This is a genomic window from Acetobacter sp. (assembly GCF_047723915.1).
Lineage (GTDB): Bacteria > Pseudomonadota > Alphaproteobacteria > Acetobacterales > Acetobacteraceae > Acetobacter.
The window spans coordinates 17529-30225 of sequence record NZ_JBDOBQ010000014.1 but is presented as its reverse complement, the minus strand read 5'-3'; the positions used below and the strand labels follow the sequence as shown (position 1 = coordinate 30225).

General features: G+C 63.1%; 14 protein-coding genes. 8 read left to right on the top strand and 6 right to left on the bottom strand.

Annotated features, from left to right (window positions below):
* Positions 1-9 precede the first annotated feature (9 nt).
* From hpnE to ABF990_RS09105, 3 genes are all read left to right on the top strand, one after another.
* Positions 10-1308, top strand: coding sequence for a hydroxysqualene dehydroxylase HpnE (gene hpnE, locus ABF990_RS09115; protein ID WP_415491866.1), 1299 nt, complete (start codon positions 10-12; stop codon positions 1306-1308).
* Positions 1309-1388: 80 nt separating this feature from the next.
* Positions 1389-3359, top strand: coding sequence for a squalene--hopene cyclase (gene shc, locus ABF990_RS09110; RefSeq protein WP_415491867.1), 1971 nt, complete (start codon positions 1389-1391; stop codon positions 3357-3359).
* A gap of 5 nt (positions 3360-3364) precedes the next feature.
* Complete coding sequence (locus tag ABF990_RS09105) at positions 3365-4072, top strand: hypothetical protein (protein WP_415500727.1); 708 nt, start codon at positions 3365-3367, stop codon at positions 4070-4072.
* Between the two features lie 446 nt (positions 4073-4518).
* Here the strand turns inward: ABF990_RS09105 and ABF990_RS09100 are convergent, their stop codons facing one another.
* The 6 genes from ABF990_RS09100 to ABF990_RS09075 all read right to left on the bottom strand — a co-directional run bounded on the left by ABF990_RS09100 (position 4519) and on the right by ABF990_RS09075 (position 8695).
* On the bottom strand, positions 4519-6033 hold the full coding sequence (locus ABF990_RS09100) for an efflux transporter outer membrane subunit (protein WP_415500726.1): 1515 nt from the start codon (positions 6031-6033) through the stop codon (positions 4519-4521).
* Positions 6034-6055: 22 nt separating this feature from the next.
* On the bottom strand, positions 6056-6967 hold the full coding sequence (locus ABF990_RS09095; protein ID WP_415491870.1) for a biotin/lipoyl-binding protein: 912 nt from the start codon (positions 6965-6967) through the stop codon (positions 6056-6058).
* A gap of 26 nt (positions 6968-6993) precedes the next feature.
* On the bottom strand, positions 6994-7188 hold the full coding sequence (locus ABF990_RS09090; protein ID WP_415491872.1) for a DUF1656 domain-containing protein: 195 nt from the start codon (positions 7186-7188) through the stop codon (positions 6994-6996).
* A gap of 31 nt (positions 7189-7219) precedes the next feature.
* Positions 7220-7780, bottom strand: coding sequence for a MarR family winged helix-turn-helix transcriptional regulator (locus tag ABF990_RS09085; RefSeq protein WP_415500725.1), 561 nt, complete (start codon positions 7778-7780; stop codon positions 7220-7222).
* Between the two features lie 146 nt (positions 7781-7926).
* Positions 7927-8352 (bottom strand): phage holin family protein, encoded by a 426-nt coding sequence (locus ABF990_RS09080; RefSeq protein WP_415491875.1) that lies wholly within the window; start codon positions 8350-8352, stop codon positions 7927-7929.
* A gap of 40 nt (positions 8353-8392) precedes the next feature.
* A complete protein-coding gene (locus tag ABF990_RS09075; protein ID WP_415500723.1) occupies positions 8393-8695 on the bottom strand; it encodes a hypothetical protein in 303 nt (100 codons plus the stop codon).
* A gap of 75 nt (positions 8696-8770) precedes the next feature.
* Here ABF990_RS09075 and ABF990_RS09070 point away from each other — a divergent pair, with 75 nt between their 5' ends.
* The 5 genes from ABF990_RS09070 (at position 8771) to ABF990_RS09050 (ending at position 12668) form a co-directional block, all read left to right on the top strand.
* Positions 8771-9889 (top strand): ABC transporter ATP-binding protein, encoded by a 1119-nt coding sequence (locus ABF990_RS09070; RefSeq protein ID WP_415491877.1) that lies wholly within the window; start codon positions 8771-8773, stop codon positions 9887-9889.
* 179 nt (positions 9890-10068) lie between these two features.
* Positions 10069-11046 (top strand): extracellular solute-binding protein, encoded by a 978-nt coding sequence (locus ABF990_RS09065; RefSeq protein ID WP_415491879.1) that lies wholly within the window; start codon positions 10069-10071, stop codon positions 11044-11046.
* Positions 11043-11468 carry a hypothetical protein gene (locus ABF990_RS09060; protein WP_415491880.1) on the top strand — a complete coding sequence of 142 codons (426 nt, stop codon included), beginning with the start codon at positions 11043-11045 and terminating at the stop codon, positions 11466-11468. The genes ABF990_RS09065 and ABF990_RS09060 overlap by 4 nt, the downstream gene beginning before the upstream one ends.
* Complete coding sequence (locus ABF990_RS09055; RefSeq protein ID WP_415500722.1) at positions 11465-11986, top strand: YcgN family cysteine cluster protein; 522 nt, start codon at positions 11465-11467, stop codon at positions 11984-11986. Before ABF990_RS09060 ends, ABF990_RS09055 begins: the two co-directional genes overlap by 4 nt.
* Positions 11973-12668 carry a M48 family metallopeptidase gene (locus ABF990_RS09050; protein ID WP_415491882.1) on the top strand — a complete coding sequence of 232 codons (696 nt, stop codon included), beginning with the start codon at positions 11973-11975 and terminating at the stop codon, positions 12666-12668. The genes ABF990_RS09055 and ABF990_RS09050 overlap by 14 nt, the downstream gene beginning before the upstream one ends.
* Positions 12669-12697 lie beyond the last annotated feature (29 nt).

Sequence of the window (12697 nt, the reverse complement as noted above, 5' to 3'; positions counted from 1 at the left end):
GTCGGGCCTGTGGCAGGTACATTACATATCATCGGCGGCGGCATGGCCGGGCTTTGCGCGGCGGTGGAGGTCGCGGGGTCGGGCACGCATGTCATCGTCCATGAGGCGGGTCGGGCCTGCGGCGGGCGCGCCCGCTCCTACGACGACCGCCAGCTTGGCTGCCGGATCGACAATGGCAACCACCTTCTGCTGTCCGCCAACAGGACGGTCTTCCGCTATCTGGGCCTGACAGGCGCTCTGGACACGCTGACCGGCCCCAGGGCTCCGCTTTTTCCGTTTGTGGACCTGGCGGAAGACAACCGCTGGACGCTTGACCTCTCACGCGGGCGCGCACCGTGGTGGGTGTTCCAGCCCCACCGCCGCGTGCCGGACATGCGGCTGCCCGAACTGCGCAGCCTGTACACCCTCATGCAGGCAAAAGGCGCGACCACCGTTGCGCAATGCCTTGCACCGGGGGCCTTTTCGCGCCGCCTGCTGGCCCCGTTTTCCATCTCGGCGCTGAACACCGACTGCGACAGCGGCAGCGCTGCCCTGCTGGGGGCTGTCATCCGCGAATCCCTCTCCCTTGGGGGCGATGCGTGCATACCCTGGTTCGCGCGCGACGGATTGTCCGAATCCCTGGTCGATCCGGCGGTGGCCCATCTGCGCGCCATGACGGCAGAAGTCAGAACCCAGAGCCGTGTGACCGGACTGGACGTATCGGGCAACCGCGTAACCGCGCTGAATACGGCGGATGGCGTCATTGCCCTGGGTGGCCATGACCGCGTCATCATGGCGGCCCCTGCCCCTGTGGCGCGCGACCTGCTGGCCGACAGGCTGGCGGGGCTGAGTACCCCCACGGCATTCGAGAGCATTCTCAACCTGCATTTCCGCCTGGACGATGCACCGGTTCCGGTCGGCTCTTTCGCACGATGCGGGTTTATCGGGGTGATCGGCGGCATTGCGGAATGGGTGTTCCTGCGCGGCAATATCCTGTCCGTCACGGTCAGCGCCGCCAACCACCTTGCCAAACGCGACCCCGAAGACCTGGCCCGCGCCATATGGCATGACGTGCGCCGCACGTGTGACGCAACCCTGACCCACCCGCTGCCCGAAGCCCCGGCAGCCCAGCGGATCGTCTGGGAAAAACGCGCGACCTTTGCCGCAACGCCGGAGCAGAACCGGCTGCGCCCCGGCCCCGCCACCGCACTGGTCAACCTCGCTCTGGCCGGAGACTGGACCAATACCGGTTTGCCCGCTACCCTTGAAGGTGCAATGCGATCGGGGGTCAGGGCCGTGCATGCCCTCGGCCTGAAGACACCTGACTGACACCCGACCTGACGCCCATTCCTGATGCGTGGTCGCGGGCCACGCCCACCACGCCAGCCAAGCATAAAGGAACACCTGACATGGCCGCCGACGGCAGCGCTCTTTCCGATATCCAACTGTCCGGGGCTGAACTGGACCGCGTGGTTACCGCCGCCCATACAGCCCTTGGCAACGCCCAGCAGGATGACGGGCACTGGGTATACGAGCTTGAAGCCGACGCGACCATTCCGGCCGAGTATATCCTGCTCGAACACTTCCTGGACCGGATCGATGACGAACTGGAACAGAAAATGGCGGTGTATCTGCGCCGTATCCAGAGCAGGGACCACGGGGGCTGGCCGCTTTACCATGACGGGGAGTTCAATATTTCCGCCTCGGTCAAGGCGTATTTCGCGCTCAAGGCCGTGGGGGAGGACATTAACGCCCCGCACATGAAGCGCGCGCGCGAGGCCATTCTGGATCATGGCGGGGCGGAGCGGAGCAACGTGTTCACGCGCTTCCAGCTTGCCCTGTTCGGGGATGTGCCATGGCGCGCAACCCCGGTCATGCCGGTCGAGATCATGCTGCTGCCGCCTTCGGCGTTCTTTTCCGTCTGGAACATGTCCTACTGGTCACGCACGGTAATAGCCCCCCTGCTGGTGCTGGCGGCCCTGCGGCCCGTTGCCGTCAACCCGCGCCGCATCCATGTGCGCGAGCTGTTCCTGACCCCGCCCGAAAAGGTCAAGGACTGGATTCGCGGCCCGTACCGTTCGGCCTGGGGCTATGTGTTCAAAGGGCTGGACATGGCCATGCGCCCGCTGCTGCCGCTTGTTCCCGCCAAAACGCACAAGAAAGCCATCAAGGCGGCGATCGATTTCATTGAACCGCGCCTGAACGGCACGGACGGCATCGGGGCCATTTACCCCGCCATGGCCAATACGGTCATGATGTATCGCACGCTGGGCGTGCCCGACACCGACCCGCGCGCCGCCACCGCGTGGGAAGCAGTGCAGAAGCTTGTCGTCTCCAAGGATGACGAAGCCTATTGCCAGCCCTGCGTCTCCCCCATCTGGGATACGGGCCTGTCGGGCCACGCCATGATCGAGGCCGCCTCCGGCCCGAACGGTATTGCCCCCGAGGCAACGCTGGCCGCCCTGAAAAAAACCAGCGCCTGGCTGCGCAGCAAGCAGATTCTGGACGTCAAGGGCGACTGGGCCGTGCGCAACCCCGACCTTGCACCCGGCGGCTGGGCGTTCCAGTACGGCAACGACCATTACCCCGATGTGGACGATACCGCCGTGGTGGGCATGCTGCTCCACCGCGAGGGCGACCCCGCCAATGCCGAAGCCATAGAGCGCGCCCGTGTCTGGATCGTGGGCATGCAGAGTAGCAATGGCGGCTGGGGTGCGTTCGATATCGACAACAACAAGGATATCCTCAACCACATTCCCTTTGCCGACCATGGTGCGCTGCTGGACCCGCCCACCGCTGACGTGACCGCACGGTGCATTTCCTTCCTGGCCCAGCTTGGCAACCCGGCGGATGAGCCCGTGATCCAGCGCGGTATCGAATACCTGCGCAAGGATCAGGAGGCCGACGGCTCATGGTTCGGCCGCTGGGGCACCAACTATGTTTATGGCACATGGTCCGTGCTGTGCGCGTTCAACGCCGCAGGGATCTCCCACGACGATCCGGCCGTTGTCCGCGCGGTGGAATGGCTGCGTTCGGTCCAGCGGCCCGATGGCGGCTGGGGCGAAGGCTGCGAATCCTACGAAGGCGGCGCACACGGTACCTACAAGGAAAGCCTGCCTTCACAGACGGCATGGGGCGCATTGGCGCTGATGGCCGCAGGCCGACGCGATGACCCGTCCGTGACACGCGCCATGGCATGGCTGGCCGACCAGCAGGACGACAACGGCGAATGGCACGAAGACCCATACAACGCCGTAGGTTTTCCCAAGGTGTTCTACCTGCGCTACCATGGCTACAAGCAGTTTTTCCCGCTTATGGCGCTGGCGCGTTACCGCAACCTTGAAAGCAGCAATACGCGCCGCGTGGCGTTCGGGTTCTGACCGCCATGGCGCTGGCCGCTGTTCCGTTCTCCCTGTCCCGGCCCGGTATTCTGGTCGGGCTGAAGGCCGAGGCCGGGCTTATCCGCTCGGTCTTCCCGCATGCGGCCATTGCCGCAAGCGGGGCTACGCGCACCGGCGCACAGCGCGAGGCCGCACGGCTGGCTGCCTGCGGGGCCAACTGCCTGCTCTCCTTCGGGTTGGCCGCAGGGCTGGACCCGACTTTACCTGCGGGAACGATTGTCGTGCCCGCCGCGGTTCAGGGCTGGCAGTCCACTTGGGCATGCGACCCCACCCTGCGCCATATTCTGGGGGGCGACCAGCCGGGCGCGATCGGTGGCACCCTGTTGCACAGCGACGATGTGGTGCTTGACGCAGCACACAAGGCAGAACTGTTCGGCGCATCACGCTGTGCGGCGCTGGACATGGAAAGCGCCTTTCTTGCCCGCGCGGCGGAAGAAGCCGGGCTTCCCTTCGCGGTGCTGCGGGTCATCTGCGACCCGGCCAGCCGTTCCCTGCCCCCCATTGCGGCCAGCGTGCTCTCGCCCGACGGCGGATTAAGAATTGGTGCCTTGTTGCGCGACCTGCTACGTTACCCGGGCCAGATCGGCGGGCTGATCCGCCTGGGGCGGGACGCCGCCATGGCCCGCAAAGCCATGGTGACGTTCCTGCGCGCACAGGCAGGCCGTCCGGCTTTCCAGCGTCTGGCCGCATAAAGCACACAAGCGCACAACGCCCGATACGAGCCCCGCCCGCAAGACATGTGGAAGCGGATGCTGCTTAAAAAAAACAGCCCGTGAAACGCTGCGTGAATTCCTGAATTTTTGATCCGGCTTTTTTCAAAGCCCTGCGAAGACCGCAGTCTGTTTCCCAAAAAGCCGCACCCGGAAATTTTCGTGCTTTTTCATCGGTATTTGGAACAGACTCCCAATCCCTTTGCGGGCACGGGAATCTGTCCAGACAAGCATACGACCCCAACACAAAAACGCCGATTACGCACCGGTCCGGTCACATGTCATGGGTTCGGTCATAGCGGAGCTTTGCACGCCTCGCGCCATGCCGGACATACACGCCATGTCATAACCCGGCATATGCAGGCCGAAAAAGAGGCCGCGTAAAACAGTACCTGACAGGCGCTGTCTTACGTAAGCATCACCCGACGTTACTGCTTGAACGCACGCGCCAGAATATTCTGAGTTTCCAGCGAGACAGGAAGCGTGGAGTTGGTCAGTGCAACGCCTTTCCACCCAGCCCCCAGCGCCGTGTACAGGTTCACGGCATCACGCAGGCGTTCAAGCCTTGCCAGCGCTTCCATGTTCTGGGCGTTCAGGGTCGTGCGTTCGGTTGTCAGCACTTCCAGAAAGCCCACCAGACCCGCACCGTACAGCTTACGGGCGCGTTCGCTGGCGGTGGCGCTGTCTTCCGCCGCCTTGTGCAGTTGTTCTGCATATTCGATATCGTCATGCCAGGCGGCCATGGAGTCTTCGACTTCCTTGAACGCCGTCAGAACGGTCTGGCGGTACCCGAGCCGTGCGGCCTCGGCCGAGGCCTGGGCCGCGCGGATTTCGGCCGTCATTTTGCCGCCGTGCATCAGCGGCAGGCTGGCCATCAACAGGAACTGCCAGCTCATGCCATTGACCTGAAAAGCCTGGTACATGGCCGACGCATTGGGGTTGAAAGTCAGAGGCACCACAAAATGCGGGTAGAGATTGGCTACCGCCACACCGATCTGGGCCGTGGCCACGGCATATTGCCGTTCCGCCATACGCACGTCGGGTCGGTTCGCGATCACGATGGACGGCAGGGTCGCGGGGAATTCCGGCACCACCGGCAGCGGCCTGGGCTGCTTGAGTTCATCCTCCAGCGAGCCGGGCATCTGGCCCAGAAGCACGGCAATGGCGTGCGTCACCTGCGAAACACGGGTTTTAAGCGGCTCGCGCGCGGCAATCTGGGCATCAAGCTCTGCCTGGGCCTGCGCGATCTGCAGGCTGTTGCCCACACCTTCACGGTAAAGCTGGTTGGTCAGGTTCAGAGCGTCCTGCGCGACACGGATATTGTCGGTCGCGATCTTGATCTGCAACTGTGTGACGCGCAGCAACATGTAGTCCGACGCCAGTTCGGACAGCAGCCCCATCAGCACGGCACGGCGTGCTTCGATCGTGGCTTCCACCTGGTGTTCATGGGCCTGCACATCCCGCCGGATACGGCCGAACATGTCCAGTTCCCACGACGCGGTGGCGCCATAGGTCAACATGGAGGCTTCGGGACGGTTGGCAGGATTGCCCGGACGCAGCGGCCAGTTGTCGATATTCAGCGAATAACGGACATCGCCCCCACCCATGTTGGCGTCAAGCTGCGGGTACCATTGCGCCGCCGAACGGTCACGCACCGCCCGCTCGGCCAGAATACGCTCCCCTGCGATCTGCAGATTGTAATTGCCCTTGATGGCCTGCTCGACCAGATGCGACAGGATCGGGTCCCTGAACAGGGACCACCATTCCGTCATTTCCTTGTTGGTACGCTCGATTTCCTCGGGCGTTGCGATGTGCTCTTCCGCGCTTTCCTTGAACTGCGGGGGCAGCTTCATCCGGTCGGGCTGATAATTCGGCCCGACGGTGCAGGCCGACAGCAACAGCGACGTTGCCAAGCCAAGCGCGAGGCGGCGATGAACCTTCATGACTTTCATCCTCTGCCCACGCTCAGAGATGGTCTTGCAACCAGGTCGTCAGCTTGCCCCTGCGCCCCGTAGGCTCGGGACCGACACTGACGGTGGCGGTCATGCCAGCAGCCAGGGTCACGCTATCGGGCACATGGTCGAGGTGAATACGCACGGGAATACGCTGGGCCAGACGAACCCAGGTAAAGATCGGGTTGACCGCCTGCAGCCCCAGCTTGTCGGGGGAACCGTTGGTGTCGTCGATACCGCGGGAAATGCTGATGACATGGCCCTGCAGGATCGGCTTGTAGCCCATCAGCTTCACGCGGGCTTCGTCGCCGACATGGACGCCCCACATCTTGGTTTCTTCAAAGTAACCGTAGACCCAGTAAGAGTCGGAATCGATCACGGCCATACGTGGCTGCCCGGCGGAGGCGTAATCCCCCACCCGCAGGTTGAGGTTGGTCACATACCCGTTCACCGGCGAATACAGCACCGAACGCTGCAGGTTCAGCTTGGCGACATCGAGCGCCGCGCGTGCCGCATCGACTGAGGCGATCTGGGTTGCCACATTGGAGTTGAACACTTCCTGTTCTTCGGCCGACACGATCCCGCCCAGGCCCATACGGCGCTTGGCGTCGTTCTGCTTGAGCTTGAGGTCTTCCATCGCGCCGTCCAGACGGGCCTGTGCCTCGCGGATTGCAAGGCGGAAGCGGACCGGGTCGAGCACGAACAGCGGGTCGCCCTTATGGACGAACTGGTTGTCCACGACGGGAATCTGCACCACGGTGCCCGAAACTTCGGGGGCGATATCCACAACATACACCCGCACGCGCCCGTCACGGGTCCAGGGTGCGATCATGTAGACGTTCCATAATGTGATCCCCAGGATAATCGCCAGGGACACGACCGCCAGGGTCAGAACAATTCTTATCAGGGTGCGCAGAAGGGGCATTGCGACGACTCAAAAGCCTTTTCAGGTCAGATGTAGAGAATCAGCAGGCAAAGAATACAAACGTAAAGAGACACTTCAAACAGCGCGATATGCCAGAACCAGCCCAGAAGGCCGCTCCACCAGAGCACAAAGCGCACGCCCATGGTCAGCGGCAAAGCCGCCAGCGCGTACACGACAATCGGCGCCATGAAGACACCAAAGAGATTGAATTCCGTCAGCATTGCACGGTCCTGGTCACGAGCGCCGGGCCGTTCATGGCCGCTCGCCTTTTTTTTGTGTGCTTTTTTCTGCCCGGGACAGGGCCGGCGCATGCGCCGCACTCCACCTGGGGGCTGTGTCGGGGCGAGGCGTGTCCCTGTGCGTCAGCGCCGCCTGCTCCACCCGGTCCAGCACACCACAGCATGCCTCAAGCTCGTGGTCCGTGACCGTATCGGTCAGGCGCGCGGTCACGGTATCGGCCACGCGGTTGACCAGGGCCGCGACCTGCCGCCCCTCGTCCGTAATGCTGACCAGCTTGGAACGGCGGTCTTCCTCATCCGTTTCGCGCACGACATAGCCGCGCTTTTCCAGCACGTCGAGCAGACGGACAAGCGATGGCGCTTCCAGCAGGAGCGAACGCGCGAGATCGGTCTGCCGCATGGGGGCAGAGGAGAAATTGAGATAATAAATGGGGCGCCATGTTGCGTCGGTCAGACCGAAGGCGCGCAGGTCGGCGTCAATCTCGCGCCGCCATACTGCCGCAAGCCGAGCCAGCCGGTAGCCGAAAAACCGCCGCGTCTCGCTTGCCATAACAAAGTTATGTTCAACGTCCATTCACTGCACAACGCCTGAAAGCATGCAAACAATTTACACGCTCATTAAATGACAGCGCCATCATTTACAGAAACAATGACGCACGCCAATGCAAATTTGGAATGGAACCTATGGGCTAGGCCCGTACAGGCAATTTGAACGCTTTTTCAGCCCTTTTTGCGCCGCAGGATGCTCCATGCCTTGCCCGCGCCACCACGGCCCATGGCCGAGGCGACGGTCGCGGTCACGGCGGCCATGGTCATGGAGTCGCGCATCTGGTTCAGATAGCGGTCGCGGGCGATCCGGGCATCCACCTCGGCAACGGTCAGGTAGGTGCGCCGGCCGAACAGCACGCAGATGAGGGCCGCCAGCACGTCAAGGCCGAAAACCGTGAACGACGCGCCGACAGGCCCCATATGAGCAACAAAAACCAGAAGGATCCACACAAGCCCATGCCCCGTAATAAGGGCGAAAAACCCGAAGAGAGCCGCCATGATCAGGAACGCGACCTGACGGCCGTATCGTATGGCCATCTGCTGCATCACGCTGGACTGGGCGTTCAGGGCGGATTTACCAAGGTCAAAAATATGCATGGGCTTTGCGGTTACCTTACGTTCGGGTGACGCATGAGCGTCAGCGAGACAACCGCCCCAGGATAAAGCCCACCACCCCGGAAATGGCAATAGACAGCCAGGACGTCTGGCCCCGCGTTCGCTTAGCGAGATCTTGGCGCGTATGATCCGCCAGTTCGCGCGCATTGGCAACCGCCTGCTCCGTCAGCGTGCCGGCTTTGTCGCCCGCCCGGGTCAGGGCTGGCACGACATGCTGCGTGACCAGACATTCGAGATGGGCCTTTACGGCGTCAAGCTCCTCGCGCGCCGTATCTGTCACCGCTTCGCCAGCGGCTTTGACATCCTTGATTTTGTCGTAAGACATGCATCAAACCTCGTCTATAATCGTGTACAGAGATGCACACTCTCCATTAAACCCGCAGACAAGGAGTCCGGTTGCATGCAGGTTACGCATGGCTCGCCCCCTGCCCTGGTACTGCACAATTTCGTTTTCCAGCCCGCCACACCGCCTCTGGCACTGATTCTGCGCCAACAGGACTGCGTTGCGCTGCTGGGAATCGGGCAGGACACGCAGGACATGCCGCGCCTGACGACCGCCCTGACCGGGCTGGCCCCCTGCCAGGGTGAAATCCGTATCAACGGCGAGACCGTGAACGGGCACAAAGCCGGACGGCGCGGCATAGCCAGCGTCGGGCCGCATGCGCCCCTGTTCGCGCACCTGTCGGTAATGGACAATGTCCTCTTCCCCCTGCGGGCCATGCACGCACTGAACGCCAGCGAAAGACTGCGCCGGGCTGGCGAGGTGCTGGCCCTGACCGGGCTGGATGCGGTGCGTACCCGATACCCGCACCAGTTATCCGCCGAACAGATTTTTCGGGCCGGGCTGGCGCGCGCACTGGCCTGCATGCCGACGGTTATCGTGCTGATGCAGCCCTTCGACGCCATGGAGCCACCGGGCCGGGACCGCTCGCTGGCCATGCTGGACCGGCTGCGTCACGCTCTGGGGCTGAGCATCCTGCTGCTGACCCGCCACCGCGCCGAGGCCCTGATGGCGGCGGACCGGATCGGTATCATGGAAAACGGAGCCCTGTTGCAACTGGCGGATGCCGCAACACTCTGCAACCGCCCCGCCAGTTGCCCCGTCGCTGTGGCAATGGGCGACGCCAACGTCCTGACCGGCAGGGTGCTGGACTGCGAGGACGATATCGCAACCCTGCGCCTGCCTTCGGGCGAAACGGTGCAGGCCCAGGCGGCCGCCGACCTGCATGGCGATGACCTGGCCAGCATCTGCATTCCGCCGGACCGACTTTCCGTGCTGTTCATGCGCCAGGGCACGGTCGAAACCCCCGAGACGGGCGATGTCCCATGCACGCTCGTTTCGGCCCATCATCTTGGCCAGAGCGTTGTCATGCGGCTGCGTACCCGCGACGGAACAGAGATTATTGCCCGCCGTCCGCCCGTTCATACCCGGCGGGACCTGGCACCCGGGCGGGAGGGATTGCTGGCGTGGCAGGCACAGAACGCCATTGCCTTTCCGATGGATCAGAAAATAGGCTAAAACCATTATCCGCTTTCCAAGGCTTATCCAGACAGACGCGCGCGAGGTTTCCCCTGCATTCCTTTCCTTTTCTTCGTAAGGCTCGCCCGGAAGGACCAGCCTCGCCCGCCGGAACGCAGCAAAGACCCGCCCTGCCCCCTCTTGCCCGCCGCACGCTCCTGCTGGCCGGGCTGGGCACCTTGCTGCCGACGCTGGCGGAGGCTGCAAAGCCGCAGGCCCCCTCGCGCAGGCGTGGCTCCGTGCCCCGCCTGAACGTACTGACCTTTGCCGGCAAAATAACGGACACCCAGCGCCGGGTGCTGTTCACGCCCTATGAACAACTGACGCGCCACGCCATTGTAGCGCGTGCCTGGGACGGCACGACGGAAAGCCTCCAGCAACAGGAAAAGCATGCCCCAGGGCACTGGGCCGCCGTAATGATGGAAGGCAGCATGCTTCAGCTCTGCTGCGGGCTGGGCCTGCTGGCCCGGGACGATACGGGAACGGCACCCAATGCATGCGGTCCGATGTCGGCCGCGATCGACTATGCCATGGCCTGGGACCGTGCGCGTTTTGACGCTCCACCAAGCTGGACGGATTTCTGGGATGTCGCACGCCACCCCGGCCGGCGCAGCCTCCGGCGCGACCCCCGTACCACGCTTGAAATTGCGTTGCTGGCAGACGGGGTTCCGGCGGATGCGCTCTACCGCGTGCTGGCTACCTCCGACGGGCTGAACCGTGCTTTTATGAAGCTGGAACAGATCCGGCCGTATCTGATCTGGTGGAACACCCCCAATGAGGCCGCACGCATCCTGACATCCGGCGGGGCGCTGACGGGTTTCGTGCCCACGGGTGAAATCCTTGGCGCGAAAGAGGCCGATCGCCAGCGCTTCAACCTGAACTGGAACCAGCGCCTGCTGCTCCATTACGGCTGGGGGGTACCCCATAGTGCCGCGGAAAACAGTGCGGGCCTTGCCCTTGCATCCTGGCTGGAGCAGCCCGCACAGCAGCAGGCCTTTGCGAATGCGTGGCCATCGCTGCCGTCCATGAGGGATATCGAGGCATCAGGTGGCAGGCTGGCAAGCCTGCCACCCGCCATCCCGGTTGATGATCTGTTCTGGAGCCACAACCTGCCTGCCATTGCCGAACGCTTCGCCCACTGGATCGACCACGCGTGATCCCGCTGATGGGCGCTGCCCCACCCCCTTACCCGCTCCTGGCCTCGGGCCTGATCATGATCGCGATCGGGCTGGGGGTTGCCTGCCTGCTTGTGGCGCTGGCTCTCGCAACACGCAAAAGCGCTATGGCCTCTACGTTCGCCCTACTTATGGTGCTGCCTGCGACAGCAGGTGCGCTCCTGCTGCCGCTGTTTTTAGACAGTTCTGGCGTTCCCGTCCTGCAGGGGATAATGTTGGCCCCGCTGCTGATCCTGCCCTTCATGCTGCCCTTGCGCACCGTGCAGGACAACTGGGTCGCAACAGCACGGGCGCTCGGGGCCGATACGCGTTCCACCCGCCTACGCCTGCTATGGTGGCCCCTGCTTAAAAAACCTTTTCTGACCAGCCTTGTCCTGGCCCTGGCCTGCGGAGCTTTGCAATGACCTCTCCCTCCGTCCCCCGCCCCTTCTGGGAAACCACGGCTCTGGCGGATATGACGCGCGCGCAGTGGGAATCCCTGTGCGATGGCTGCGGACGGTGCTGCCTGCACAAGCTGCGTGACGACGATACCGAGGAACTGCACTATACGTCCGTGGCGTGCCGGTTGCTGGATGTGCGAACCTGCCAGTGCACTGACTACCCCAATCGACTGCGCAAGGTGCAGGACTGCATAACCCTGACCGCCTCAATGATCCCCGAACTGGACTGGCTGCCGCCCGACTGTGCCTATCGCCGCCTCGCCAACGGGCAGGGCCTGCCCCAATGGCACCCGTTACTGAGCGGCACGTCACAGACGGTCATCACATCCGGCGCATCCGCCGCTGGTCGCTGTATCAGCGAACGCCGGGCTGGCGCGCTGGAAGATTATATCGTCACCTGGCCCGGAGAACCGGCAACACCGGACATAACGCCCGATGCCGCCGGCTCCATAACGGGAGCACGGTCCGGTGCTGCCAGATGAAATAACAATAGAAGGGGTCGGCAAGGTTGATGTCGAATGGCGGGTTTCAAGCCGCGCCAGGCGGCTGGCCCTACGGATTGCACCCAAGGCAAACGCCATAACCGTCACCCTGCCGCCGACGTGCCCCCCGACACAGGCTTACGACTTTGTACACCAGCACGGCGGATGGATCGCATCCCGCCTGCAACGTCTGGAAAAAACACCATCTTTCACAGATGGCAGTCTCATCCCCATTGAGGGCATACCCCACCGCATTACCCATGACCCGACACGCCGCGGAGGGGCATGGATTGAAAAAAACCGCCTTTTTGTCAGCGGAGATGCCAGTTTCATCAATCGCCGCGTGACAGACTTTCTGCGCACCCATGCCGCACGCGTTCTGGGCGAAGAAGTCAGGGACATGGCACGCGCAGCACAACTCCGCCCTACCAAACTCGATATCCGCGATACCAGCAGCCGCTGGGGAAGCTGTTCGAGTACCGGCCGCATCATGCTGTCATGGCGCCTGATCATGGCGCCACACCCTGTAAGACACTACCTGATCGCGCATGAGTTGAGCCATCTGGTGCATATGAACCATGGTCCCCAGTTCTGGAAACAGGTCGCAAGCCTGACCCCACACAGGCAACAGGCAGAAGCATGGCTCCGTTACCACGGCCCCCTCCTGCTGCGCGCGGGATGACCGACAGTCATCAAAGCAAGAGTTGCCCC

What these genes read in the sequence shown, in the direction of transcription:
- ABF990_RS09085 (WP_415500725.1), bottom strand. Translation starts at nt 7,780, where the DNA reads ATGGACGTTGAACATAACTTTGTTATGGCAAGCGAGACGCGGCGGTTT.
- ABF990_RS09075 (WP_415500723.1), bottom strand. Translation starts at nt 8,695, where the DNA reads ATGTCTTACGACAAAATCAAGGATGTCAAAGCCGCTGGCGAAGCGGTG.
- ABF990_RS09090 (WP_415491872.1), bottom strand. Translation starts at nt 7,188, where the DNA reads ATGCTGACGGAATTCAATCTCTTTGGTGTCTTCATGGCGCCGATTGTC.
- ABF990_RS09070 (WP_415491877.1), top strand. Translation starts at nt 8,771, where the DNA reads ATGCAGGTTACGCATGGCTCGCCCCCTGCCCTGGTACTGCACAATTTC.
- shc (WP_415491867.1), top strand. Translation starts at nt 1,389, where the DNA reads ATGGCCGCCGACGGCAGCGCTCTTTCCGATATCCAACTGTCCGGGGCT.
- ABF990_RS09100 (WP_415500726.1), bottom strand. Translation starts at nt 6,033, where the DNA reads ATGAAGGTTCATCGCCGCCTCGCGCTTGGCTTGGCAACGTCGCTGTTG.
- ABF990_RS09105 (WP_415500727.1), top strand. Translation starts at nt 3,365, where the DNA reads ATGGCGCTGGCCGCTGTTCCGTTCTCCCTGTCCCGGCCCGGTATTCTG.
- ABF990_RS09095 (WP_415491870.1), bottom strand. Translation starts at nt 6,967, where the DNA reads ATGCCCCTTCTGCGCACCCTGATAAGAATTGTTCTGACCCTGGCGGTC.
- ABF990_RS09055 (WP_415500722.1), top strand. Translation starts at nt 11,465, where the DNA reads ATGACCTCTCCCTCCGTCCCCCGCCCCTTCTGGGAAACCACGGCTCTG.
- ABF990_RS09080 (WP_415491875.1), bottom strand. Translation starts at nt 8,352, where the DNA reads ATGCATATTTTTGACCTTGGTAAATCCGCCCTGAACGCCCAGTCCAGC.